Annotated in this window: 34 protein-coding genes; 31 read left to right on the forward strand and 3 right to left on the reverse strand. The window is 51.5% G+C overall.

The features are described from left to right. The first annotated feature begins 5 nt into the window (after positions 1–5). The 29 genes from rpsS to H7U06_RS02725 all read left to right on the forward strand — a co-directional run bounded on the left by rpsS (position 6) and on the right by H7U06_RS02725 (position 16435). Positions 6–281: a 30S ribosomal protein S19 gene (gene rpsS / locus H7U06_RS02585; protein ID WP_124574225.1), complete on the forward strand. Its 276-nt coding sequence runs from the start codon at positions 6–8 to the stop codon at positions 279–281. A 6-nt stretch (positions 282–287) separates the two neighbouring features. Beyond that, on the forward strand, positions 288–620 hold the full coding sequence (gene rplV, locus H7U06_RS02590) for a 50S ribosomal protein L22 (RefSeq protein ID WP_012081245.1): 333 nt from the start codon (positions 288–290) through the stop codon (positions 618–620). A gap of 9 nt (positions 621–629) precedes the next feature. Next, positions 630–1475 (forward strand): 30S ribosomal protein S3, encoded by an 846-nt coding sequence (rpsC, locus tag H7U06_RS02595; RefSeq protein ID WP_175624650.1) that lies wholly within the window; start codon positions 630–632, stop codon positions 1473–1475. Between the two features lie 2 nt (positions 1476–1477). After that, positions 1478–1897: a 50S ribosomal protein L16 gene (gene rplP, locus H7U06_RS02600; RefSeq protein ID WP_175624651.1), complete on the forward strand. Its 420-nt coding sequence runs from the start codon at positions 1478–1480 to the stop codon at positions 1895–1897. Between the two features lie 11 nt (positions 1898–1908). Further along, on the forward strand, positions 1909–2100 hold the full coding sequence (gene rpmC, locus H7U06_RS02605; protein WP_112990603.1) for a 50S ribosomal protein L29: 192 nt from the start codon (positions 1909–1911) through the stop codon (positions 2098–2100). Next, positions 2100–2372, forward strand: a complete 273-nt coding sequence (gene rpsQ / locus H7U06_RS02610; RefSeq protein WP_012081242.1) for a 30S ribosomal protein S17 — start codon at positions 2100–2102, stop codon at positions 2370–2372. The genes rpmC and rpsQ overlap by 1 nt, the downstream gene beginning before the upstream one ends. 226 nt (positions 2373–2598) lie before the next feature. Beyond that, positions 2599–2967, forward strand: coding sequence for a 50S ribosomal protein L14 (rplN, locus tag H7U06_RS02615; protein WP_014004403.1), 369 nt, complete (start codon positions 2599–2601; stop codon positions 2965–2967). A 9-nt stretch (positions 2968–2976) separates the two neighbouring features. Continuing rightward, positions 2977–3291 carry a 50S ribosomal protein L24 gene (gene rplX / locus H7U06_RS02620; RefSeq protein ID WP_012081240.1) on the forward strand — a complete coding sequence of 105 codons (315 nt, stop codon included), beginning with the start codon at positions 2977–2979 and terminating at the stop codon, positions 3289–3291. A gap of 6 nt (positions 3292–3297) precedes the next feature. Then, positions 3298–3837 (forward strand): 50S ribosomal protein L5, encoded by a 540-nt coding sequence (gene rplE, locus H7U06_RS02625; protein WP_175624652.1) that lies wholly within the window; start codon positions 3298–3300, stop codon positions 3835–3837. 7 nt (positions 3838–3844) lie between these two features. Then, entirely contained in the window at positions 3845–4150 is a 306-nt protein-coding gene (gene rpsN, locus H7U06_RS02630; protein ID WP_041296706.1) for a 30S ribosomal protein S14, read from the forward strand. 14 nt (positions 4151–4164) lie between these two features. Then, positions 4165–4560, forward strand: coding sequence for a 30S ribosomal protein S8 (rpsH, locus tag H7U06_RS02635; RefSeq protein ID WP_012081237.1), 396 nt, complete (start codon positions 4165–4167; stop codon positions 4558–4560). 10 nt (positions 4561–4570) lie between these two features. Continuing rightward, positions 4571–5104 (forward strand): 50S ribosomal protein L6, encoded by a 534-nt coding sequence (gene rplF / locus H7U06_RS02640; protein WP_175624653.1) that lies wholly within the window; start codon positions 4571–4573, stop codon positions 5102–5104. Between the two features lie 9 nt (positions 5105–5113). Continuing rightward, positions 5114–5476, forward strand: coding sequence for a 50S ribosomal protein L18 (gene rplR / locus H7U06_RS02645; RefSeq protein ID WP_012081235.1), 363 nt, complete (start codon positions 5114–5116; stop codon positions 5474–5476). Positions 5477–5488: 12 nt separating this feature from the next. Further along, on the forward strand, positions 5489–6007 hold the full coding sequence (gene rpsE, locus H7U06_RS02650; protein WP_012081234.1) for a 30S ribosomal protein S5: 519 nt from the start codon (positions 5489–5491) through the stop codon (positions 6005–6007). Positions 6008–6017: 10 nt separating this feature from the next. After that, positions 6018–6197 (forward strand): 50S ribosomal protein L30, encoded by a 180-nt coding sequence (gene rpmD, locus H7U06_RS02655; RefSeq protein WP_011872511.1) that lies wholly within the window; start codon positions 6018–6020, stop codon positions 6195–6197. Positions 6198–6223: 26 nt separating this feature from the next. Continuing rightward, positions 6224–6655 (forward strand): 50S ribosomal protein L15, encoded by a 432-nt coding sequence (gene rplO, locus H7U06_RS02660; protein ID WP_012081233.1) that lies wholly within the window; start codon positions 6224–6226, stop codon positions 6653–6655. 27 nt (positions 6656–6682) lie between these two features. Continuing rightward, positions 6683–8014 (forward strand): preprotein translocase subunit SecY, encoded by a 1332-nt coding sequence (secY, locus tag H7U06_RS02665; RefSeq protein WP_012081232.1) that lies wholly within the window; start codon positions 6683–6685, stop codon positions 8012–8014. A gap of 24 nt (positions 8015–8038) precedes the next feature. Then, positions 8039–8257, forward strand: a complete 219-nt coding sequence (gene infA / locus H7U06_RS02670) for a translation initiation factor IF-1 (protein ID WP_005663428.1) — start codon at positions 8039–8041, stop codon at positions 8255–8257. Between the two features lie 40 nt (positions 8258–8297). Next, on the forward strand, positions 8298–8411 hold the full coding sequence (rpmJ, locus tag H7U06_RS02675; RefSeq protein ID WP_012081231.1) for a 50S ribosomal protein L36: 114 nt from the start codon (positions 8298–8300) through the stop codon (positions 8409–8411). 28 nt (positions 8412–8439) lie between these two features. Next, entirely contained in the window at positions 8440–8805 is a 366-nt protein-coding gene (gene rpsM, locus H7U06_RS02680; RefSeq protein ID WP_124574231.1) for a 30S ribosomal protein S13, read from the forward strand. Positions 8806–8850: 45 nt separating this feature from the next. Continuing rightward, positions 8851–9255: a 30S ribosomal protein S11 gene (gene rpsK / locus H7U06_RS02685; RefSeq protein ID WP_007875349.1), complete on the forward strand. Its 405-nt coding sequence runs from the start codon at positions 8851–8853 to the stop codon at positions 9253–9255. 181 nt (positions 9256–9436) lie between these two features. Beyond that, positions 9437–10060 carry a 30S ribosomal protein S4 gene (rpsD, locus tag H7U06_RS02690; RefSeq protein WP_175624655.1) on the forward strand — a complete coding sequence of 208 codons (624 nt, stop codon included), beginning with the start codon at positions 9437–9439 and terminating at the stop codon, positions 10058–10060. Positions 10061–10153: 93 nt separating this feature from the next. Continuing rightward, positions 10154–11131, forward strand: coding sequence for a DNA-directed RNA polymerase subunit alpha (gene rpoA, locus H7U06_RS02695; RefSeq protein WP_012081228.1), 978 nt, complete (start codon positions 10154–10156; stop codon positions 11129–11131). Between the two features lie 140 nt (positions 11132–11271). Further along, positions 11272–11667 (forward strand): 50S ribosomal protein L17, encoded by a 396-nt coding sequence (rplQ, locus tag H7U06_RS02700; protein ID WP_175624656.1) that lies wholly within the window; start codon positions 11272–11274, stop codon positions 11665–11667. 129 nt (positions 11668–11796) lie between these two features. After that, positions 11797–12729, forward strand: a complete 933-nt coding sequence (locus H7U06_RS02705) for an ATP-binding cassette domain-containing protein (RefSeq protein ID WP_175624657.1) — start codon at positions 11797–11799, stop codon at positions 12727–12729. Then, positions 12726–13511 (forward strand): ABC transporter permease, encoded by a 786-nt coding sequence (locus H7U06_RS02710; protein ID WP_175624658.1) that lies wholly within the window; start codon positions 12726–12728, stop codon positions 13509–13511. Before H7U06_RS02705 ends, H7U06_RS02710 begins: the two co-directional genes overlap by 4 nt. A 17-nt stretch (positions 13512–13528) precedes the next feature. Then, the gene (gene cutA / locus H7U06_RS02715; protein WP_175624659.1) at positions 13529–13870 is read left to right on the forward strand and encodes a divalent-cation tolerance protein CutA; all 342 of its coding nucleotides are present in this window, start codon (positions 13529–13531) and stop codon (positions 13868–13870) included. Continuing rightward, the gene (gene dsbD, locus H7U06_RS02720) at positions 13863–15671 is read left to right on the forward strand and encodes a protein-disulfide reductase DsbD (RefSeq protein WP_370458597.1); all 1809 of its coding nucleotides are present in this window, start codon (positions 13863–13865) and stop codon (positions 15669–15671) included. Before cutA ends, dsbD begins: the two co-directional genes overlap by 8 nt. A gap of 125 nt (positions 15672–15796) precedes the next feature. Next, a complete protein-coding gene (locus tag H7U06_RS02725; protein ID WP_175624660.1) occupies positions 15797–16435 on the forward strand; it encodes a peroxiredoxin in 639 nt (212 codons plus the stop codon). A 44-nt stretch (positions 16436–16479) separates the two neighbouring features. Here the strand turns inward: H7U06_RS02725 and H7U06_RS02730 are convergent, their stop codons facing one another. The 3 genes from H7U06_RS02730 to yihA all read right to left on the reverse strand — a co-directional run bounded on the left by H7U06_RS02730 (position 16480) and on the right by yihA (position 18740). Continuing rightward, complete coding sequence (locus H7U06_RS02730; protein WP_175624661.1) at positions 16480–16779, reverse strand: hypothetical protein; 300 nt, start codon at positions 16777–16779, stop codon at positions 16480–16482. A 20-nt stretch (positions 16780–16799) separates the two neighbouring features. Next, on the reverse strand, positions 16800–17813 hold the full coding sequence (hemB, locus tag H7U06_RS02735) for a porphobilinogen synthase (RefSeq protein WP_175624662.1): 1014 nt from the start codon (positions 17811–17813) through the stop codon (positions 16800–16802). Between the two features lie 219 nt (positions 17814–18032). Further along, positions 18033–18740, reverse strand: coding sequence for a ribosome biogenesis GTP-binding protein YihA/YsxC (gene yihA / locus H7U06_RS02740; RefSeq protein WP_175624663.1), 708 nt, complete (start codon positions 18738–18740; stop codon positions 18033–18035). Between the two features lie 161 nt (positions 18741–18901). Between yihA and H7U06_RS02745 the strand changes: the two genes are divergently transcribed. After that, positions 18902–19561 (forward strand): cytochrome c, encoded by a 660-nt coding sequence (locus H7U06_RS02745; RefSeq protein WP_175624664.1) that lies wholly within the window; start codon positions 18902–18904, stop codon positions 19559–19561. A gap of 145 nt (positions 19562–19706) precedes the next feature. Beyond that, positions 19707–21830: a cytochrome c biogenesis protein ResB gene (locus tag H7U06_RS02750; RefSeq protein ID WP_175624665.1), complete on the forward strand. Its 2124-nt coding sequence runs from the start codon at positions 19707–19709 to the stop codon at positions 21828–21830. Positions 21831–21842: the final 12 nt, after the last annotated feature.

Below are 21842 nucleotides of genomic sequence, written 5' to 3' on the forward strand. Positions count from 1 at the left end.
AAGACATGACACGTTCATTAAAAAAAGGGCCGTTCTGTGACGCCCACTTGGTGAAAAAAGTTGAAGCCGCGCAAGCGAACAAAGACAAAAAGCCAATTAAAACCTGGTCGCGCCGTTCGACCATCATGCCTGACTTCATCGGCTTGACGATCGCGGTGCATAACGGTAAGCAACACGTACCGGTTTACGTATCCGAGAACATGGTTGGTCACAAGCTCGGCGAATTCGCGCTGACCCGCACGTTCAAAGGTCATGCTGCTGACAAGAAGGCTAAGAAATAAGGTCCGATGATGGAAACTAAAGCTACCCTCCGTGGTGTGCGCCTGTCGGCTCAAAAGGGCCGCCTTGTGGCAGACCAGATCCGCGGCAAAAAAGTGGATCAAGCGCTCAATATCTTGCAATTCAGCCCTAAAAAAGGTGCTGCGATCATCAAACGTGTACTGGAGTCCGCAATTGCGAACGCTGAGCACAACGATGGTGCTGATATCGACGAATTGAAAGTTACAACAATTTATGTTGAAAAAGGTTCGGTCTTGAAGCGCTTCACAGCGCGTGCAAAAGGCCGTGGTGATCGTATCTCTAAACAATCCTGTCACATTTACGTGACTGTCGGTAATTAAGGAGTCACGATGGGACAGAAGATACATCCAACCGGTTTCCGCCTTGCGGTTTCGCGTAACTGGGCATCGCGTTGGTATGCTGGCAATAGCAATTTCGCCACCATGCTCAACGAAGATCTCAAAGTTCGCGCATACCTGAAAACCAAACTGAAAAATGCTTCAGTTGGTCGCGTCGTTATTGAGCGCCCAGCTAAAAATGCTCGCATCACAATTTACAGCTCGCGTCCAGGTGTCGTGATCGGTAAAAAAGGTGAGGACATTGAAGTATTGAAATCCGCACTGACCAAAATGATGGGCGTGCCGGTTCATGTCAATATCGAAGAAATTCGTAAGCCAGAAACCGACGCACAACTGATCGCTGATTCGATTGCTCAGCAATTGGAAAAACGCATCATGTTCCGTCGTGCGATGAAGCGTGCAATGCAAAATGCAATGCGCCTCGGTGCACAAGGTATCAAGATCATGTCGTCCGGTCGTTTGAACGGTATCGAGATCGCACGTAAAGAATGGTATCGCGAAGGTCGCGTGCCACTCCACACACTGCGCGCAGATATCGACTACGGTTTCGGCGAAGCTGAAACAACCTACGGCATCATCGGTATCAAAGTCTGGGTCTACAAAGGTGACCGCCTTGCCAATGGCGAAGCGCCGGTAATCGATGTGGTATCCGATGATGACAAAAAACGTCGTGGCCCACGCCGTGACGATGGTAAACCAAGCGGTCGTCCACGTGCTCCGCGTCCAGAAGGTCAACCAGGTGCAGCTGCACCAGGTGGCGCACCGGCCGCTAAGCGTGTTCGCGCTAAGAAGCCGGATGGCGACGCTGCTGTGTCGGCTGAGAAAGCAGGAGAATAATCATGCTGCAACCAGCACGCAGAAAGTATCGTAAAGAGCAAAAAGGCCGTAATACCGGTATTTCGCATTCGCGCGGCACAGCCGTATCGTTTGGCGAATTCGGTCTGAAGGCAGTTGGTCGTGGTCGTATTACTGCTCGCCAAATTGAAGCGGCTCGTCGTGCAATGACGCGTCACATCAAACGTGGTGGCCGTATCTGGATTCGTATTTTCCCAGACAAGCCGATTTCGAACAAACCTGCTGAAGTCCGTATGGGTAACGGTAAAGGTAATCCGGAATACTACGTGGCTGAAATTCAGCCTGGCAAAATGTTGTACGAGATGGACGGTGTGGACGAGGCACTGGCACGCGAAGCGTTCCGGTTGGCTGCAGCTAAGCTGCCGCTGGCAACCACGTTCGTCGTTCGTCAAGTCGGACAATAATAGGGGCGATCATGAAAGCATCTGAACTCCAAGGCAAAGACCAAGCGGCTTTGACCAAAGAACTGAACGATCTGCTGAAAGCGCAGTTCGGTCTGCGTATGCAGATTGCAACACAACAGTTGAACAATACATCGCAACTGAAAAAAGTACGTCGCGATATAGCACGTGTAAAAACGGTCTTGAATCAGAAGGACGCGAAATAATGAACGATCAAGTAAAACAAGCGCTCAAGCGTACGTTGATTGGCAAAGTCGTGTCTGACAAGATGGACAAGACCGTTACCGTGCTGATCGAGCGTCACGTCAAGCACCCGCTGTACGGCAAAATCATCATGCGTTCGAGCAAGTATCATGCGCATAATGAAGGTAACCAGGCAAAAGCTGGTGATACGGTCGAAATTCAAGAAGGTCGTCCTATCTCCAAAACTAAAGCTTGGACCGTGACACGCGTTGTACAAGCAGCACAAATAGTTTAATTAGTTGTTGCGGGCCCGCCATTTAGGTGTAATAATGGCGGGCTTCGTTATTGCAATGTGATAGTTGCAAAGCAGTAAAAAGCTTTAGTACCAAGAAGTTGTTGTGCTAATCGAAGTTTTGGAAATCGTCCACCTCATCAGTCTGCTTTCGGCGGGCTGCCGGGACCAAGACTGACCGCGAATGTGCATTGTGTGCAGAGCGGGTTAAGTTGGGAAAGAAAATACTATGATTCAAACTGAAAGCCGGCTCGAAGTAGCCGACAACACTGGTGCCCGCGAAGTAATGTGCATCAAGGTGCTGGGCGGTTCAAAACGCCGTTACGCTAGCATTGGCGATGTGATTAAAGTCACCGTTAAGGTCGCAGCACCACGTGGTCGTGTGAAAAAAGGCGAAATTTATAACGCAGTTGTTGTGCGTACTGCCAAAGGCGTTCGTCGTCAAGACGGTTCCCTGGTCAAGTTCGACGGCAATGCAGCAGTTTTGCTGAACGCAAAACTGGAGCCAATTGGCACGCGTATTTTTGGACCGGTTACACGTGAATTGCGCACTGAGCGCTTCATGAAAATCGTTTCTCTTGCGCCTGAAGTTCTGTAAGGAGTCGTGATGGATAAGATTCGTAAAAGCGACGAAGTCATTGTGCTGACCGGCAAAGACAAAGGCAAACGTGGCGTTGTGCAACGCCGTGTTGATGCTAACTATGTGGTTGTCGAGGGTGTCAACGTTGCTAAAAAAGCGACCAAGCCTAACCCAATGACAGGCGCAACTGGTGGCATCGTCGATAAGTTGATGCCAATTCATGTGTCGAATGTTGCATTGTTCAATGCTGCAACCGGCAAGGCAGATCGTGCTGGCTTTAAAGATGTGGACGGTAAAAAAGTCCGCGTTTACAAGTCTAGCGGCGAAGCAGTGAAGGTTTAAGAAATCATGGCCCGTCTCCAAGAATTCTATAAAGAAAAAGTCGTTGCCGACCTGACCGCAAAATTTGCGTACAAGTCGTCGATGGAAGTTCCGCGCATCCTGAAGATCACCCTGAACATGGGTTTGTCGGAAGCGGTTGCGGACAAGAAAATCATCGAACACGCAGTTGGCGATTTGACCAAGATTGCTGGCCAAAAGCCGGTAGTTACCAAAGCGCGTAAAGCGATTGCGGGTTTCAAAATTCGCGAAGGTTATCCAATTGGTTGTATGGTGACTTTGCGTGGTGCTCAGATGTATGAGTTCCTTGATCGTTTCATCACAGTTGCGTTGCCACGTGTGCGCGATTTCCGTGGTGTGTCCGGCAAGGCGTTCGATGGGCGCGGCAACTACAATATCGGTGTGAAAGAGCAGATCATTTTCCCCGAAATTGAGTACGACAAGATTGATGCATTGCGTGGTATGAATATCAGTATCACGACAACTGCAAAGACCGACGATGAAGCAAAAGCGCTTCTCGCCGCATTTAAATTTCCGTTCAGAAACTGAGGTTGCCATGGCAAAACTGGCACTGATTAACCGTGAACAAAAGCGTGCAGACCTGGTAAAGAAATATGCCGGCAAACGCGCTGAGTTGAAGGCGATCATTGATGACCAATCGAAGTCGGAAGAAGAGCGCTACGAAGCGCGCCTGAAATTGCAGGCGTTGCCACGTAACTCGGCTCCTACTCGTCAACGTAACCGTTGCACTTTGACTGGTCGCCCCCGTGGCACTTTCCGTAAGTTCGGTTTGGGCCGTATTAAGCTCCGTGAAATCGCCATGCGTGGTGAAATTCCGGGTATGACTAAAGCCAGCTGGTAATAGGAGAATAAGCAATGAGTATGAGCGATCCTATCGCCGATATGCTGACCCGTATCCGCAATGCGCAAGTAGTGCAAAAGACTTCGGTAGCAATGCCGTCGTCCAAAGTCAAAATCGCAATTGCAAACGTCCTCAAGGACGAGGGTTACATTGAAGACTTCGCCGTAACAGAAGCTGCTGGTAAGGCAGAGCTGAAAATCGGTTTGAAATATTATGCAGGTCGTCCAGTCATCGAGCGCTTGGAGCGCGTATCCCGTCCAGGATTGCGCATTTACAAGGGCAAGGACGATATTCCAAACGTCATGAACGGTTTGGGTGTGGCTATTGTGTCGACACCAAAAGGCGTTATGACTGACCGCAAAGCGCGCGCAACCGGTGTCGGTGGCGAAGTGATTTGCTACGTCGCCTAAGGAGTGCAAGATGTCTCGTGTAGGTAAAATGCCGATTGCACTGCCTAGTGGCGCGGAAGCGACTATCACTGCAGCTGCAATCACAGTTAAAGGCCCGTTGGGTAGCCTGTCCCAGTCCTTGAATGGCTTGGTGAACATTGAAAACAACAACGGTACGCTGAATTTTAAAGCCGCTAACGACAGCCGCGAAGCAAATGCGATGTCGGGTACCTTGCGCGCATTGGTCAATAACATGGTCACTGGCGTAACTAAAGGCTTTGAAAAGAAATTGACGCTTATTGGCGTCGGTTACCGTGCCGCTGCGCAAGGTGACAAGCTGAATCTTTCGTTGGGTTTCTCGCATCCAGTCGTGCACCAGATGCCGCAAGGCGTCAAAGTCGAAACGCCGACCCAAACTGAGATCCTGATTAAAGGGATTGATCGACAAAAAGTTGGTCAGGTGGCTGCTGAAGTTCGTGCGTACCGCGAACCTGAACCTTATAAAGGTAAGGGCGTTCGTTATTCGGACGAAGTGGTTGTGATTAAAGAAACCAAGAAGAAGTAAGGGTTGACGATGGATAAGAAACAATCACGTCTGCGCCGCGGACGCCAAACTCGAGCCAAGATCGCCGAGTTAAAGGTGAATCGCCTGGCAGTGCATCGCACCAACTTGCACATCTACGCCAGCATCATCGGTCCGGACGCCACAGTATTGGCATCCGCCTCGACACTCGAAGCTGAAGTTCGCCAAGAGTTGGCTGGTCAGTCCGGCAAAGGCGGTAACGTTGCCGCTGCTGCACTGGTAGGCAAGCGCGTTGCAGAAAAAGCACTGAAAGCAGGAATCGCCGAAGTTGCGTTCGATCGCTCCGGTTTCCGTTATCACGGCCGCGTCAAAGCAGTTGCTGAAGCTGCGCGTGAAGCTGGTCTGAAGTTCTAAGGAAGAATCGTCATGGCAAAAATGCAATCCAAAATGCAAAGCGATAAGCCGGATGATGGCATGCGCGAAAAAATGATCGCGGTCAACCGTGTGACCAAAGTGGTCAAGGGTGGTCGTATCATGGGTTTCGCAGCATTGGCTGTAGTCGGTGATGGCGATGGCCGCATCGGCATGGGCAAAGGCAAATCGAAAGAAGTGCCGGTCGCAGTGCAAAAAGCAATGGAAGAAGCGCGCCGCAAAATGATCAAAGTAACGTTGAAGAACGGTACTTTGCAACACACAGTTACCGGTAAGCACGGTGCGTCGTCAGTTTTGATGCTGCCAGCTAAAGACGGTACTGGTGTGATCGCTGGTGGTCCTATGCGCGCAATTTTTGAAGTAATGGGTGTAACGAACGTTGTGGCGAAATCCACTGGTTCGACCAACCCTTACAACATGGTTCGTGCAACCCTGGACGGCCTGGCAAAGATGAACACTGCTTCGGAAATTGCTGCTAAGCGCGGTAAATCTGTTGAAGAAATCCTGGGCTAAGGTGAGCGCAATGGCAAACACAGTTAAAGTTAAATTGGTCAAAGGTTTGATCGGTACCCGCGAAACACATCGCGCTACCGTTCGCGGCCTGGGCTTGCGCGGTATCAACTCGGTATCCGAGTTGGAAGACACACCGGCAGTTCGCGGCATGATTAACAAAGTATCGTATCTCGTGAAAGTAGTGTCGTAAGCCTCGGCTTGCACACGGAGAAAATCATGGAATTGAATAGCATTCAACCAGCTGACGGCGCTAAGCACTACAAACGCCGCGTCGGCCGTGGCATCGGTTCCGGTCTGGGTAAGACATCGGGCCGTGGTCACAAAGGTCAAAAATCCCGTTCAGGCGGTTTCCATAAAGTCGGTTTCGAAGGCGGTCAAATGCCTTTGCAACGTCGTTTGCCTAAGCGTGGTTTCAAATCGCTGGCAACACCATACAAAGCAGAAGTTCGCTTGTCCGACCTGGAAGCATTGCCAGTAACGGAAATCGATATCCTGGCATTGAAACAAGCTGGTGTAATCGGTGAGCTGGCACGTGTAGTTCGCGTTATCCTGTCCGGTTCGATCACTAAAAAAGTGACCGTCAAAGGCTTGATCGCAACTAAAGGTGCAAAAGCAGCTATCGAAGCAGCTGGCGGTTCGGTTGCGTAAGTTTGTAGTCTGATAACGGAGTAAACATTGGCGACTACTCCTCAGCTTGCTAAGGGTGCGACAAGTGGATTTCCATGGGGTCGCCTCTGGTTCTTGCTCGGTGCATTGGTAGTATTTCGTATTGGTGCACACATTCCTGTACCAGGAATTGATCCGGAACAGTTAGCGCAGTTGTTTAAGCAAAATCAAGGCGGCATTCTGGGCATGTTCAACATGTTCTCCGGTGGCGCGTTGTCCCGCTTTACGATTTTCGCTCTCGGTATCATGCCGTACATCTCTGCATCGATCATCATGCAGTTAATGTCGGTAGTGTCTCCGCAGTTGGAAGCATTGAAGAAAGAAGGCGAATCAGGCCGTCGTAAGATCACTCAATACACGCGCTACGGCACGTTGTTGTTGGCGACCTTCCAGGGCTTGGGTATCGCAGTGGCGCTGGAATCGCAGATCGGCCTGGTTATTGATCCAGGCATGGCGTTCCGCCTCACAACAGTGATTACGCTGGTAACCGGCACCATGTTTTTGATGTGGTTGGGCGAACAGATTACCGAACGCGGTTTGGGTAACGGTATCTCGATCATCATCTTTGCAGGTATCGCAGCAGGTTTGCCAAGTGCAGTTGCAGGTTTGTTTGAGCTGGTTCGCACTGGTTCGATGAATGCGCTGTCGGCGATTCTGATCTGTGTAGTGGTTGCTGCAGTAACGTATCTGGTTGTGTTCATTGAGCGCGGCCAACGCAAGATCTTGGTGAACTATGCCAAGCGTCAAGTGGGTAACAAGATTTACGGTGGTCAAAGCAGTCATTTGCCGCTGAAGCTGAACATGGCTGGTGTGATTCCTCCAATTTTCGCCTCGTCGATCATTTTGTTCCCGGCGACGATTACGAGCTGGTTCACATCGGGGGAAACGACAAGCAAGTTCGTCGGCTTCCTGAAAGATCTGGCCGCCTCGATGGCACCAGGCGAACCGATTCATGCTTTGCTGTATGCTGCTGCGATTGTTTTCTTCTGCTTCTTCTATACCGCTTTGGTATTTAACAGCAAAGAGACAGCCGATAATTTGAAGAAGAGTGGCGCGTTCGTTCCAGGCATACGTCCTGGTGACCAAACCGCTCGGTATATTGATAAGATTCTGACTCGGTTGACATTAGCTGGCGCGGTCTACATTACGCTGGTGTGTTTGCTGCCTGAGTTCTTGATCGCACGCTGGAAGGTGCCGTTCTATTTCGGTGGAACATCACTTCTGATTATTGTGGTGGTAACGATGGACTTCATGGCACAGGTGCAAAACTACGTGATGTCGCAGCAATATGAATCGTTGCTCCGCAAAGCGAATTTCAAGGGCGGGATTCCAACGCGCTAAGCGCGACGGAAAACGGGCGAACGAATGGCAAAAGACGACGTAATCCAAATGCAGGGGGAGATTCTAGAAAATCTCCCGAACGCAACATTTCGAGTTAAGTTGGAAAATGGGCACGTAGTGCTTGGTCATATTTCAGGAAAAATGCGTATGAACTATATACGCATTCTCCCTGGCGACAAGGTGACGGTAGAGTTGACACCTTATGATTTAAGTAGGGCACGTATTGTGTTCCGTACTAAGTAACTTTAAAAACGAATCAAGAACTGTAAGAAAGAGGGCAAAAATGAAAGTGCTCGCATCAGTTAAGCGGATCTGCCGCAACTGTAAGATCATCAAGCGCAAGGGCGTCGTTCGAGTAATTTGCATCGAACCGCGTCATAAGCAGCGCCAAGGTTAATTTAACGTTATTGATTGAGGAATAACGAATGGCACGTATCGCAGGGGTAAACGTACCCAACCACCAACATACCGTAATCGGCTTGACAGCGATTTATGGTATTGGCCGCCCACGTTCGCAAAAAATTTGCGAAACCGCTGGTGTTCCGACCACTAAAAAGGTCAAAGATCTGGACGACAACGAGCTCGAGAAGCTGCGCGATGAGATTGCAAAATTCATCGTTGAAGGCGATCTGCGCCGTGAACTCTCGATGAACATCAAGCGCCTGATGGACTTGGGTTGCTATCGTGGTATGCGTCATCGCAAAGGTCTGCCTTGCCGTGGTCAACGTACCCGTACGAATGCACGTACTCGCAAGGGTCCGCGTAAAGCAGCACAATCGCTGAAGAAATAATTCAAGTAAGCAGTTCGATTAGACGTCGGATTCAAGGAAAGAATAATGGCAAAAGCACCTAATAACGCCGCAGCAGCACGTGTGCGTAAGAAAGTTAAAAAGAACGTTGCTGAAGGCATCGCGCACGTACACGCGTCTTTCAACAACACCATCATCACGATCACCGATCGTCAAGGCAATGCGCTGTCATGGGCAACGTCTGGCGGTGCTGGCTTCAAGGGTTCGCGTAAATCGACTCCGTTTGCAGCGCAGGTTGCAGCTGAAGCAGCAGGTAAAGTCGCGATCGAATGCGGCATCAAGAATCTGGAAGTTCGCATCAAGGGCCCAGGCCCAGGCCGTGAATCGGCTGTGCGTGCGTTGAACAATCTCGGTATCAAAATTACCCAGATTCAAGACGTTACACCAGTGCCACATAACGGTTGCCGCCCACCTAAGCGTCGTCGTATCTAAGCATTTGTTGTATCAACGGTAGTTTGTAGTACCGTAATTCGCCCGCCAAAGACCTTGGCGGGTTTTGTTCTTAAGCCCACCGTCTGTTGCAAGCCGCACAGACTAGCGCTCAATGAATTTGTGATGAATTTTAATAAACAAAAAATTCATTCGGAGCGTCATATATTTAAAGGAAACTCTCGTGGCACGTTATATTGGACCTAAAGCTAAGCTCTCCCGTCGTGAAGGTACCGACCTTTTCCTGAAAAGCGCACGTCGTTCGCTGGACTCGAAATGCAAACTTGATTCGAAACCTGGTCAACATGGTCGCACTTCCGGTGCTCGTACCTCTGACTACGGCAATCAATTGCGTGAGAAGCAAAAAGTTAAGCGCATGTACGGCATCCTGGAACGTCAATTCCGCCGCTACTTTGCAGAAGCAGACCGTCGTAAAGGCAACACCGGTGAAACACTGTTGAAGTTGCTGGAAGCGCGTCTGGACAACGTTACCTACCGTATGGGTTTCGGTTCGACCCGTGCTGAAGCGCGTCAACTGGTTTCGCACAAAGCGTTCACCGTCAACGGTATCGTTGTCAATATCGCTTCGTACCAAGTTAAACCAGGCGACGTAATCGCTGTTCGTGAAAAATCGAAAAAGCAAGCGCGTATCGTTGAAGCCCTGTCGCTGGCTGAGCAAACCGGTATGCCTTCGTGGGTTTCGGTTGATGCGAAGAAAATGGAAGGCACCTACAAGGCAGCTCCAGATCGCAGCGAAATCGCTAACGACGTCAACGAATCGCTGATCGTCGAATTGTATTCCCGTTAATAAAGAATCCCGGCCCACCTTCTGGTGGGCTTTTCTCGTAATGCCATCAGCCTTATCGGTGTAATGAGCCGAGGGTATTGAAAAGGACATTTCATGCAAAACAGTTTGTTGAAGCCACGTATTATTGAAGTTGAAGTGCTCGGTGCTGGTCACGCTAAAGTCGTGATGGAACCGTTTGAACGCGGCTACGGCCACACACTGGGTAACGCGCTGCGTCGCGTCCTGTTGTCCTCGATGGTTGGCTACGCGCCGACAGAAGTGACAATCGCTGGTGTTGTGCACGAATATTCTTCACTCGACGGCGTGCAGGAAGACGTTGTTGATCTGTTGTTGAACCTGAAGGGCGTTGTGTTCAAGTTGCACAACCGTGACGACGTCACCCTGACCCTGAAGAAAGACGGCGAAGGCGCAGTGTTGGCATCCGATATCGAATTGCCACACGACGTAGAACTGGTTAATCCGGATCACGTGATCGCTCACCTGACCGCTGGCGGCAAACTCGACATGCAAATCAAAGTCGAAAAAGGCCGTGGTTATGTACCAGGTAACGTACGTCGCCTGTCCGAAGATACCAACAAGACCATTGGTCGTATCATCCTGGACGCTTCGTTCTCGCCTGTACGTCGTGTTTCCTACGCTGTTGAATCGGCTCGCGTTGAACAACGTACCGATCTGGACAAACTGGTTATCAACATCGAAACCAACGGTGTGATCTCGCCAGAAGAAGCGATCCGTCAATCGGCACGCGTTCTGGTTGATCAACTGAATGTATTCGCTGCTCTGGAAGGTACAGAAGCACCGGCAGATGCTCCATCGCGCGCACCTGCAGTTGATCCTATCCTGTTGCGCCCAGTTGATGATCTGGAACTGACAGTACGTTCGGCTAACTGCCTCAAAGCAGAAAACATTTACTACATTGGTGATCTGATCCAACGTAGCGAAAATGAACTGTTGAAAACGCCTAACCTCGGCCGTAAGTCCCTGAACGAAATCAAGGAAGTACTGGCATCCCGTGGTTTGACTTTGGGCATGAAACTCGAAAACTGGCCACCAGCTGGTTTGGAGAAGTAATTAGTAGTGGGGATAGGGGCAACCCTATCCCTTTTGTAGTAAAATCCACCGTCGTAAAAATATAGATACCGGTCCGCGTCCCTGCTTCAGGTAGTGGCGATAGAAGAACTGGATGTAAACTCAACTAGAAAGGTATTACCATGCGTCACCGTCACGGCCTCCGTAAATTAAATCGTACCTCTTCGCACCGTCTCGCGATGTTGCGCAACATGACTGTTTCCCTGCTGCGTCACGAAGCAATCAAAACCACGTTGCCAAAAGCAAAAGAATTGCGTCGCGTTATTGAACCGATCCTGACCTTGGGCAAAACTGACAGCCTGGCAAACAAACGCCTCGCATTCAACCGTCTGCGCGATCGTGAAATGGTTGTCAAACTGTTCGCTGAATTGGGCCCACGCTACGCAAACCGCAACGGCGGCTACCTGCGTATCCTGAAAATGGGTTTCCGCGTTGGCGACAATGCTCCTATGGCTTTCGTTGAACTGGTTGATCGTCCAGAAACCACCGAAGCAGTAGAAGACAACAGCGGCGAATAAGCCAGCCATCGCATAGCGATAGCAAATATTAAAAAGCCAGGCCTAGCCTGGCTTTTTGCTTTTCTGCGCTGTCATCTGGCAGGCCAGCTTATGGCAAGATGGTCATAGTTAATCAAGAGCCATGTGCCTATGACTGATACAGCCATACTTGCTGTCACCGACCTGCACAAGTCCTTTGGTCGCAACGGCAGCGGTAGTAAAGTAATCGACGGCCTGTCCTTCTCCCTGCGTCGTGGCGAGTGCTACGGTTTGCTGGGACCGAATGGTGCGGGCAAGACGACCACGCTACGCTTGTGCCTGGGCCTGACTGCGCCAGATAGCGGCAGCATTACCCTGGTCGGACATGCGATTCCGGATCATGCGCGCGAGGCACGCACCCGTGTCGGCGTCGTGCCGCAGGGAGATAATCTTGATCCTGACTTTACGGTAGAAGAAAACCTGCTGGTGTTCGGCCGCTATTTTGGCTTGCCGGACAAAACCATTCTTGCGCGCATCCCATCCTTGTTGGAGTTTGCCAATCTCACCAATAAAAAGGATGCACAAATAGGCGAGTTATCCGGCGGTATGCGGCGACGCCTGACACTGGCACGTGCCTTGGTGAACGATCCCGATCTGATCTTCATGGATGAGCCAACTACCGGGCTGGATCCGCAAGCGCGCCACATGATCTGGGAACGTCTCAAAACCTTGCTGGCGCGTGGCAAAACCATATTCCTCACCACCCACTTCATGGATGAAGCAGAGCGCTTGTGCGACCGCCTGGCCGTGATGGATTACGGTCAGCTGATCGCCGAAGGCTCGCCACGCGAACTGATCGCGCAGCATATAGAAAGCCAGGTGCTGGAAGTGTATGGCGATGGCGCGGCTGCATGGGGCGCGCAGCAAGGGCGGGCGCAGGCAGCGCGCTACGAAGTCAGTGGCGAAACCATCTTCTGCTACACGGATGACGCGCAGCCTTTGCTGCATGGCCTTGCACACACTGCTAACGTTCGTTACGTACACCGGCCAGCGAATCTGGAAGATGTGTTCCTCAAGCTAACCGGTCGGGAGATGCGAGATTGAAATCGACCAACTACACATTCCCGGCATTCTCCACGCGCGCGTTCCCGATCTGGCAGCGCAACTTCCTGGTATGGAAAAAACTGGCTGGCGCCAGCGTGCTGGGTAATATTGCCGATCCCTTGATTACCTTGCTCGCTTTCGGTTATGGTTTGGGCAGTCTGCTGACCCACGTCGATGGCATTCCGTACATCCAGTACCTCGCTTCCGGCTCTATCTGCATGTCCATCATGATGGCGGCTTCGTTTGAAGCGCTGTACTCGGCATTCTCGCGCATGCATGTGCAAAAGACTTGGGAAGCGCTGCTGAATGCGCCACTGGCATTGGATGATGTGGTGCTGGCTGAGATGCTGTGGGCGGCGACCAAAGCGCTGATTTCCGGCCTGGCGATTTTGCTGGTGATCTTCGCCCTAGGTATAGGTCTGCACCCGCATACATTGCTGGTGTTGCCCTTGCTGTTCCTGATCGGGATGATGTTTGCTTCACTGGGGCTGGTCGTGAACGCGTTGGCTAAAGGTTACGATTTTTTCACCTACTATTTCACGCTGGTACTGACGCCTATGGTTTTCTTGTCAGGCGTGTACTATCCGGTAGCGCAGTTACCCGGATGGTTGCAAGGCATAGCCAGCGTCTTGCCGCTGGGAGCGGCGGTGAACCTGGTGCGACCGTTGCTGCTTGGTCATTGGCCATCTGCACCTTTGTTGGATATCGGTATATTGCTGGCTTACTGCATTGTTGCCTTTTATGCAGCGATCGTGTTGACGCGTAAGCGTTTGTTGAATTGAACGAAGGACGGATGGCGATGTCGATACCAGCGCAAGTATTGCTTGTGTGTAGCAATGTGCCAGATCTGGAGTGTGCGAAAAAACTGTCGCGGCATTTGCTCGAACAGCAACTGGTTGCCTGCGTCAATATTCTGCCCGCCGTACACTCGATGTATCGCTGGCAAGGTGTGCTGGAGGAGGCAAGTGAAGTGATGTTGCAGATCAAAACAACGCAAGCACGTTATGCCGAGGTAGAAGCTGCGATCAAGGCTTTGCATCCATATGAAGTGCCTGAAATTATTGCCTTTCCTGTCACTGAAGGTGCGTCAGCTTATTTGGACTGGGTACGACAGGAAACCAACAAGGATAGAAATGTTTAAGATTCAGATGCCAGTTCCGCTGGACATACAGCGTATGACATCATTGCTGCATAAATTCATGCTGGCCTTGAGTTGCATGCTCATGCTTGCGCTGCTGACGCCGCTGGCACATGCAGATGAAGAGTTCCTCGCGCCGGAAGTGGCGTTTAAATTCTCGGCGCGCATGGACGATGCGCAAACCATAGCCGTCACCTACGCCATCGCAGATGGCTATTACATGTACCGCGAGCGCTTTGCATTCAGGGCCAACGGTGCAACGCTAGGCGAGCCGCAGATCCCTGACGGCAAAATCAAATTCGATGAAACCTTCCAGAAAGACGTAGAGACCTTCCGCAACAGCGTAACGGTACGGATACCAGTAGAGGCTAGTGCGCCATTCACGCTGATCTCGACCAGCCAGGGTTGTTCCGATAAGGGCTTGTGCTATTCGCCTATAGATACCGAGGCGCGTTTCTCGGTGAGTGATGGCAAGGTCGCCTTGCTCACATCGTCCGCAGCTGGATCAGGCGAGCAAGCTGGCGGCGCTCTGCCTGAAACCGAAATGGGGCAGATCGAAAGCTCGCTGAAAAGCGGCAAGCTGCTGACCATATTGCCGCTGTTCTTCCTGCTCGGATTGGGTCTCGCGTTTACGCCTTGTGTGCTGCCTATGGTGCCTATTCTTTCCAGCATTATTGTCGGTGAAGGCACGCAGGTAAAACGCAGCCGCGGTTTCATACTGGCGCTGGTGTATTCGCTGGGTATGGCGATTGTTTATACGCTGCTCGGTACCGCTGCCGGTCTGGTAGGCGAAGGACTGGCCGCAGCCTTGCAGAATCCGTGGGTGCTCGGCACTTTTGCGGTGTTGATGGCGGTGTTGGCACTGGCGATGTTCGACGTTTATCAGTTGCAGATGCCTGCCGCGATCCAAACACGCCTGACGCAAGCATCCGAGAAGCAATCCGCCGGCAAGTTAATCGGCGTATTTGTGATGGGCGCATTGTCGGCGCTGATCGTCGGCCCATGCGTGGCCGCGCCGCTGGCTGGTGCCTTGGTCTATATCAGCCAGACGCGTGATGTGATGATAGGTGGTAGCGCGCTGTTTGCGATGGCGATAGGTATGAGTGTGCCTTTGCTGCTGGTTGGTTTGTCGGCGGGGGCATTGTTGCCGCGCGCTGGAATGTGGATGGATGCGGTCAAGCGCTTCTTTGGCGTGTTGATGCTGGCGGTGGCTTTGTGGATGGTATCGCCGGTGATTCCTGCGGTCGCACAAATGCTGGGTTGGACGGCACTGTTCGTAGGCTATGGCGCTTATTTGTTGTGGGGCGCAAAAGGCGGCTGGTTCTCCAAGGCAGTTGGCCTGGTGTGCGTGGCACTCGGTATGTTGCAACTGGTAGGTGTAGCGACCGGCGGTCGTGATGCGCTGGCCCCACTCGAACATTTGCAGGGTGAGCGGCAGGAGAAGGTAACGTTTAAACGGGTGAAAACAGTAGCAGATCTCGATGCTGCTTTGGCACAGTCCAAGGGCAAGCATGTGATGCTGGATTTTTACGCGGATTGGTGTGTCTCCTGTATCGAGATGGAGAAGCTGACTTTCACCGATAAACGTGTGCGTAATCACTTCTCTGAAATGGTCTTGCTGCAGGTGGATGTCACGGCGAATGATGCCGAGGATAAAGCCATGTTGCGACGCTTCAATTTATTCGGGCCGCCTGGCATTATTTTCTTTGATAAAGCCGGACAGGAAATCCAGGGTGGTCGTGTGATCGGATTTCAGAATGCCGATAAATTCACGCAATCACTGGAGCTGATCAAGCAATTTTAAGCGCGGCCCGGCTTGCGCTATGATCATAGCTTCCCGTTATTTGTATAGTTGTTATTTGTCGTTGGGAAAGCAGTCTGACCAGGCTATAGTCAGACATTGATGATTACGAAGCGAAGGAGAAAGCAATGACTTTACGTTTAGGCGATACTGCCCCCGATTTCGAACAAGATTCGTCGATCGGCAAAATTAAATTCCACGAATGGGCAGGCGATTCCTGGGTTGTTTTATTTTCGCATCCGGCTGACTTTACGCCGGTCTGCACCACCGAGCTGGGCCTGACTGCCAAGCTGAAACCAGAATTCGACAAGCGCAATGTGAAAGCGATTGCCCTGTCCGTTGATCCGGCTGACAAACACGTTGAGTGGATCAAGGATATCGAAGCGACACAAAAAACCGTCGTCGGTTTCCCTATCGTTGCAGATGCCGACAAATCGGTTTCTACTTTGTACGACATGATCCATCCAAATCAATCGGCGACTGCTACCGTGCGTTCGCTGTTTGTGATCGATCCGCAAAAGAAAATCCGCCTCACCATTACTTACCCTATGAGCACCGGCCGCAACTTCGATGAAGTCTTGCGCGTGATCGATGCACTGCAACTGACCGATGGTTATACCGTTGCGACACCAGGCAACTGGCGTGATGGTGACGATGTCATCATTCCGCTGACCGTGCAGGATGAAGCCGTCATCAAGCAAAAGTATCCTAAGGGCTTCAAAGCTGAGCGTCCTTATCTGCGCCTGACACCACAGCCGAATAAGTAATCTGAACGCAGTAAATAAAAAAAGCATCCATTTGGATGCTTTTTTTAATGGGGTGTATGGTTGCTCGCTAAATGTTTGGTGATGACGGCACCAACAATCCCGGTAGCAAGTGCGATGATGATCACATAAGCTGCAGGATTGCGTAGCCCAACAAAGTCAGCGATCAAAACTAATACTGCTGCAATGATAAGCTCGGAGACAAGCGTAAACAGAAGTGTTCTCTTACTCTGTGCAGGCAGCGTACCTCGTCTATGCAGAACCCACACGCTGGGCACCCACAATATTGCTAAGACGACCGTTATTCCTATTAATGGAAATAAAAATAGGAATAAGGAGTCGCTCATCTGATTTTGCCTTGCGGGTTTTAGCCTAGCTTCAAGCGGCGCGCGATATCGCGTGCAAAGTAAGTCAGCACGCCATCAGCACCTGCACGTTTGAAGGCGATCATGGATTCCATCATGGTTTTGTCATGATCCAGCCAGCCTTGTTGTGCCGCCGCCTTGATCATCGCGTATTCGCCACTGACCTGATACGCAAAGGTCGGCACCTTAAATTCATCTTTGACCCGACGCACGATGTCGAGGTAGGGCATGCCGGGTTTGACCATGACCATGTCGGCGCCTTCTGCCAGGTCCAGTGCCACTTCGCGCAATGCTTCATCGCTATTGGCCGGATCCATCTGGTAAGTCGATTTATTACTTTTACCGAGCGTGGCTGACGAGCCGACCGCGTCACGGAACGGGCCGTAGAAAGCCGACGCATATTTGGCGGAGTAAGCCATGATGCGGGTGTAGATATGGTGGTGTGATTCCAGTGCCGAGCGTATTGCAGCGATGCGACCGTCCATCATGTCGGAAGGCGCGACGATGTCTACTCCCGCTTCGGCTTGTGCCAATGCCTGTTTGGTGAGGATGGCGCAGGTCTCGTCGTTGAGTACATAGCCATGCGCATCCAGCACGCCGTCCTGGCCGTGGCTGGTGTACGGGTCGAGCGCAACATCTGTCAATATTCCGAGCTCGGGGAAACGCTTCTTCAGTTCGCGCACCGCGCGTGGTACCAGGCCATTCGGATTGCAGGCTTCGATGCCGTCCGGTGTTTTCAATGATGCCTGGATGACTGGGAAGAGCGCCATGACAGGGATGTTCAGCTCCACGCATTCTTCCGCCACGCTCAGCAGCAAATCGACCGACAGGCGTTCTACGCCCGGCATCGACGCCACCTTCTCACGCTGATTTTCACCTTCGGTAATGAAGACCGGATAAATCAGATCCGCCGGAGTGACGACGTGCTCGCGCATCATGGCGCGTGAGAATGCGTCCTTGCGCATACGGCGCATGCGCAGGGCAGGGAATTGTGCGTTTTGTATAAGTTTGGACATGGCAGTTTTCAGCGAAATGAGGTGGTCTAAATTACTTAAAAACGAAACGGAAAAAATAAATGAAACTTTTTTGCCGCATGCTCATCCTAGTAGCAGATGCTTTGCATCTCCCGCTTCTCCTCCCTGAGCGGGGCCAAGTCGCACAAGCGCGATATGGCGTTATTGCCCTGGAGATACTCCCCTTTCTCCAGGGCTTTTTTTTGTCTACAGCTGTTATCGTCAGACATCGCCTTCGGCCGAGCCGTTCGATTCTTCCTCTGCTTCCTCATTCAATCCCAGCAAGTCTATGATCTTGTCGGTGGCTTCGTCGAGGCCGCTGCGTTTGAGCGACGAGAATAATTGCGCGGTGAATGGAAACGGTTGTCCATTTTCATCGACATAGCTACTCAATATGGTACGCGCGGTGCGCAAGGCATTGGCGGAATCGTTGCGATTGAGTTTGTCTGATTTTGTTAACAGGCAGTGGATGGGCTTGCCGGTAGGAGCAAACCATTCCAGCATCTGGATATCGAGCTCAGTGAACGGGCGGCGCGAATCGACGATCAGGATCAGCGCGGCCAGCTGTTCGCGGCGCTGGACGTAGTCGCCCAGCAGTTCTTGCCAGTGCAATTTGGCCGAGCCGGATACTTCGGCGTAGCCATAGCCTGGCAAGTCGACCAGCAGGGCGCGGATCTCATCGACCCGGGTTTCATCCTTGCGGTGCTGTCCGACATGGGCGCCGCCGATGGAAAAATAATTGATATGCTGTGTGCGGCCCGGAGTTTTGGACGCAAATGCCAGTTTTTTCTGGTTGCACAGTATATTGATCGCGGTTGATTTACCGGCGTTGGAGCGGCCGGCAAATGCAATCTCGGGAACTTGCGTTTTTGGCAAGTCACGGAGATGATTGACCGTGGTGAAGAAGCGGGCTTGCCAAAGTAGGGACATAGGATGGGAGAAAATGCTTAATGGGTGGCAAAAATGCCGGAAAGCTATTGTACAATGAGTGGTTGCGCATTGTTGCGCCGCAGAAGCGAACTAGCATCTTAAGTGGCAGTATAAAGTCGCCAATCGGGCAGAATTTATTAATAAGTCTCCAGGGTGTTTGAATGAATCGTATTTGTATACCAATCGTAAAATCCTTGTTCGTTGCGTTATTGGCAATTGCCGCTACCGCGAATGCTTCTGAAGATAAGAAAGTTGCCAAAGCCGATCCAGCTAAAGGAGAGGCCCTCTACAACACTGGCGACGCAACCCGTAATGTCACCGCTTGTATCGCCTGCCATGGCGCTGCCGGCAATTCCAGCATCGCTGAGAACCCGAAACTGACGGGGCAGCACGGTGCCTATATCCATAAACAGTTAGTCGATTTCAAAGGCACGGCGCGTAATAACGCGATCATGGCCCCTATCGCCAAAGGCATGACGGAAGAAGATATCCAGAATGTCATCGCCTACCTGGCTAAGCAAAAGCCAACTCCGGGCGCAGCAAAAAACAAAGATACGGTTGAACTGGGCAAGAAAATCTATCGCGGTGGCATCGCCGAGAAGAATGTTCCTGCCTGTGCCGCCTGCCATAGCGCTAACGGTGCCGGTTTGCCAGCACAGTATCCACGCCTGGCCGGTCAACACCAGACTTATACCCAGGCACAACTGGTCGCATTCCGGCAAGGCACGCGTAAAAATAGCGAGTTGATGACCACCGTTGCCAAACGGATGTCAGATGAGGAAATTCAGGCAGTATCGGATTATGTGGCTGGCCTGAAATAATAAATACCTACCAAGAAAAATAATAAAAAGGGGTGGCTCAGGCTACCCCTTTTTGTTTTATACGGAGACGTCGTGCCAAACAGCCAATACTTGCGGCTGTGCATGTGGCCGACTGCAGTCCTGGTAGCAGATTGAGGAAGATGGAATGACGAGCGAAACAGAAACAAGTACGGGTGGCTGGGAGTTGCAGACCAGCCGCCGTTGGTTGGCAGATGGTGTAGAACTGTTGTCCTCGATGCGTTTTGCAATTAGTTTGCTGACCCTGATTTCGATTGCGTCGATTATCGGTACCGTCCTCAAACAAAACGAACCGATGACTAACTATGTCAATCAGTTTGGTCCTTTCTGGTTTGAAGTTTTCAGCAAGCTGAACCTGTACGCCGTGTATTCCACCTGGTGGTTCCTGGTGATCATGGGCTTCCTCGTTGTATCCACTTCTTTGTGCCTGCTGCGTAATGCGCCCAAGATGCTGAAGGATATGCGCAGCTGGCGTGAAAACGTGCGCGAACAATCGTTGCGCAATTTCCATCATAAAGCTGAATGGCGTATCGATATTTCACGCGCGGCCCTGACCGCGCAAACGCTGGCGCGGGTCACGGCGAATGGCTATAAAACCAAAGTCGTGGAAAAAGAAAATGCTACGTTGATTGCGGCCAAGCAGGGCGCAGGCAATAAATGGGGCTATATCTTTGCGCATGCGTCCATCGTGATTATTTGTCTCGGTGGCTTGCTCGATTCCGACTTGCCGATACGCATACAAAAGCTGTTGTTCGATAAAACACCATTTATCGGCAACGGTATCATTGCGCAAATTCCCGAGCAACACCGTTTGGGTTTGGGTAATCCGACTTTCCGCGGCAATACCTTGATCCCGGAAGGAAGTAGCAGCAGCACCGCGATTATTTCGCAGCAGGACGGTGTGCTGATTCAGGATCTGCCATTCACCATCCAGCTCAAGCGCTTCATCATCGATTACTACTCGACCGGCATGCCTAAATTGTTTGCCAGTGAAGTGGTGGTGACGGATCATGAAAACGGCAAAGTCTTTCCTGCCACAATCAAGGTGAATGAGCCTTTGATTTATCGCGGCGTGGCGGTGTATCAGTCTTCGTTTGAAGATGGCGGCAGTAAATTGAAAGTGGTCGGCTATCCGATGCAGGGCGTCGTGCATAATTCGTTCTCGTTGCAGGGCGAGGTAGGTGGCAGTACGCCGCTGGCGGCTTCCGGCAAGAACGCAGATTACACAGTCGAGTGGTCCGGTTTCCGCGCTTTCAACGTCGAGAATATGGCGAAGAATGGGCAGGACGTGCGCGCCGTGAATCCGAACCAGGGTTTGTCTTCCAGCTTTGACAAGCATCTCGGTTCTGCGGCAAAGAGTGCCAATAATAAAGACCTGAAAAACGTCGGTCCGAGCGTGCAATACAAATTGCGCGATCGTAATGGCCAGGCGCGTGAATATCACAACTATATGCAGCCGGTATTGGTAGATGGTGCTTATGTCTTCCTGGCAGGCATGCGGGAATCGCCGGCCGATCAATTCCGTTTCCTGCGCATACCGGCCGACGAAAACGATACGGTAGATGAGTGGATGCGCTTGCGTGGCGCTATCCTGAATCCGCAACTGCGCGAACTGGCGGCACAGCGCTATGCGCAACGCGCATTGCCGGAAGCACGTGATGGCGTCAGCGCCTTGCGTGCGCAATTGCAGGCTTCTGCGCTGAAGGGTTTGACTATTTTTGCCGGTGACGGACAGGATGCGGGTTATATTGCCGTGTCGAAATTCCTCGAGCGTATTCCGGCGCAGGATCAGGAAAAGGCGGCCGATATTTTCATGAAAATCATGAATGGCAGCATGTGGGATTTGTGGCAGATCGCGCGCGAGAAAGAGGGCTTGAAACCGGTAGAGCTGGATGAAAAGCATGGCCGCTTCCTGCAACTGGCGACGAATGCGATTTCCGATTCTTTCTTCTACGGCGCACCGGTTTATCTGCAACTGCAAGGCTTTGACGAGGTCAAGGCATCAGTGCTGCAAGTGACGCGCTCGCCGGGCAAAAATATTGTCTACTTCGGTTGTTTGTTGCTGGTGCTGGGCGTGTTCTCGATGTTTTATATACGTGAACGCCGCGTCTGGGTCTGGATCAAATCGGAAGAGGGGGGCGGTGCACATGCCATCATGGCGATGAGTTCGCAGCGCAAGACTCTGGATTTTGAAAAAGAATTCGAAGTATTTAAACAGCAACTGTTGCAAGCTGGGTCCGCACAGAAATAAGCCGGTCAACTA

The organism is Herminiimonas sp. Marseille-P9896, assembly GCF_903993245.1.
Taxonomy (GTDB): domain Bacteria; phylum Pseudomonadota; class Gammaproteobacteria; order Burkholderiales; family Burkholderiaceae_D; genus Oxalicibacterium; species Oxalicibacterium contaminans.

What these genes read in the sequence shown, in the direction of transcription:
- rpsS (WP_124574225.1), top strand. Translation starts at nt 6, where the DNA reads ATGACACGTTCATTAAAAAAAGGGCCGTTCTGTGACGCCCACTTGGTG.
- rplV (WP_012081245.1), top strand. Translation starts at nt 288, where the DNA reads ATGATGGAAACTAAAGCTACCCTCCGTGGTGTGCGCCTGTCGGCTCAA.
- rpsC (WP_175624650.1), top strand. Translation starts at nt 630, where the DNA reads ATGGGACAGAAGATACATCCAACCGGTTTCCGCCTTGCGGTTTCGCGT.
- rplP (WP_175624651.1), top strand. Translation starts at nt 1,478, where the DNA reads ATGCTGCAACCAGCACGCAGAAAGTATCGTAAAGAGCAAAAAGGCCGT.
- rpmC (WP_112990603.1), top strand. Translation starts at nt 1,909, where the DNA reads ATGAAAGCATCTGAACTCCAAGGCAAAGACCAAGCGGCTTTGACCAAA.
- rpsQ (WP_012081242.1), top strand. Translation starts at nt 2,100, where the DNA reads ATGAACGATCAAGTAAAACAAGCGCTCAAGCGTACGTTGATTGGCAAA.
- rplN (WP_014004403.1), top strand. Translation starts at nt 2,599, where the DNA reads ATGATTCAAACTGAAAGCCGGCTCGAAGTAGCCGACAACACTGGTGCC.
- rplX (WP_012081240.1), top strand. Translation starts at nt 2,977, where the DNA reads ATGGATAAGATTCGTAAAAGCGACGAAGTCATTGTGCTGACCGGCAAA.
- rplE (WP_175624652.1), top strand. Translation starts at nt 3,298, where the DNA reads ATGGCCCGTCTCCAAGAATTCTATAAAGAAAAAGTCGTTGCCGACCTG.
- rpsN (WP_041296706.1), top strand. Translation starts at nt 3,845, where the DNA reads ATGGCAAAACTGGCACTGATTAACCGTGAACAAAAGCGTGCAGACCTG.
- rpsH (WP_012081237.1), top strand. Translation starts at nt 4,165, where the DNA reads ATGAGTATGAGCGATCCTATCGCCGATATGCTGACCCGTATCCGCAAT.
- rplF (WP_175624653.1), top strand. Translation starts at nt 4,571, where the DNA reads ATGTCTCGTGTAGGTAAAATGCCGATTGCACTGCCTAGTGGCGCGGAA.
- rplR (WP_012081235.1), top strand. Translation starts at nt 5,114, where the DNA reads ATGGATAAGAAACAATCACGTCTGCGCCGCGGACGCCAAACTCGAGCC.
- rpsE (WP_012081234.1), top strand. Translation starts at nt 5,489, where the DNA reads ATGGCAAAAATGCAATCCAAAATGCAAAGCGATAAGCCGGATGATGGC.
- rpmD (WP_011872511.1), top strand. Translation starts at nt 6,018, where the DNA reads ATGGCAAACACAGTTAAAGTTAAATTGGTCAAAGGTTTGATCGGTACC.
- rplO (WP_012081233.1), top strand. Translation starts at nt 6,224, where the DNA reads ATGGAATTGAATAGCATTCAACCAGCTGACGGCGCTAAGCACTACAAA.
- infA (WP_005663428.1), top strand. Translation starts at nt 8,039, where the DNA reads ATGGCAAAAGACGACGTAATCCAAATGCAGGGGGAGATTCTAGAAAAT.
- rpmJ (WP_012081231.1), top strand. Translation starts at nt 8,298, where the DNA reads ATGAAAGTGCTCGCATCAGTTAAGCGGATCTGCCGCAACTGTAAGATC.
- rpsM (WP_124574231.1), top strand. Translation starts at nt 8,440, where the DNA reads ATGGCACGTATCGCAGGGGTAAACGTACCCAACCACCAACATACCGTA.
- rpsK (WP_007875349.1), top strand. Translation starts at nt 8,851, where the DNA reads ATGGCAAAAGCACCTAATAACGCCGCAGCAGCACGTGTGCGTAAGAAA.
- rpoA (WP_012081228.1), top strand. Translation starts at nt 10,154, where the DNA reads ATGCAAAACAGTTTGTTGAAGCCACGTATTATTGAAGTTGAAGTGCTC.
- rplQ (WP_175624656.1), top strand. Translation starts at nt 11,272, where the DNA reads ATGCGTCACCGTCACGGCCTCCGTAAATTAAATCGTACCTCTTCGCAC.
- H7U06_RS02705 (WP_175624657.1), top strand. Translation starts at nt 11,797, where the DNA reads ATGACTGATACAGCCATACTTGCTGTCACCGACCTGCACAAGTCCTTT.
- cutA (WP_175624659.1), top strand. Translation starts at nt 13,529, where the DNA reads ATGTCGATACCAGCGCAAGTATTGCTTGTGTGTAGCAATGTGCCAGAT.
- dsbD (WP_370458597.1), top strand. Translation starts at nt 13,863, where the DNA reads ATGTTTAAGATTCAGATGCCAGTTCCGCTGGACATACAGCGTATGACA.
- H7U06_RS02725 (WP_175624660.1), top strand. Translation starts at nt 15,797, where the DNA reads ATGACTTTACGTTTAGGCGATACTGCCCCCGATTTCGAACAAGATTCG.
- H7U06_RS02730 (WP_175624661.1), bottom strand. Translation starts at nt 16,779, where the DNA reads ATGAGCGACTCCTTATTCCTATTTTTATTTCCATTAATAGGAATAACG.
- hemB (WP_175624662.1), bottom strand. Translation starts at nt 17,813, where the DNA reads ATGTCCAAACTTATACAAAACGCACAATTCCCTGCCCTGCGCATGCGC.
- yihA (WP_175624663.1), bottom strand. Translation starts at nt 18,740, where the DNA reads ATGTCCCTACTTTGGCAAGCCCGCTTCTTCACCACGGTCAATCATCTC.
- H7U06_RS02745 (WP_175624664.1), top strand. Translation starts at nt 18,902, where the DNA reads ATGAATCGTATTTGTATACCAATCGTAAAATCCTTGTTCGTTGCGTTA.
- H7U06_RS02750 (WP_175624665.1), top strand. Translation starts at nt 19,707, where the DNA reads ATGACGAGCGAAACAGAAACAAGTACGGGTGGCTGGGAGTTGCAGACC.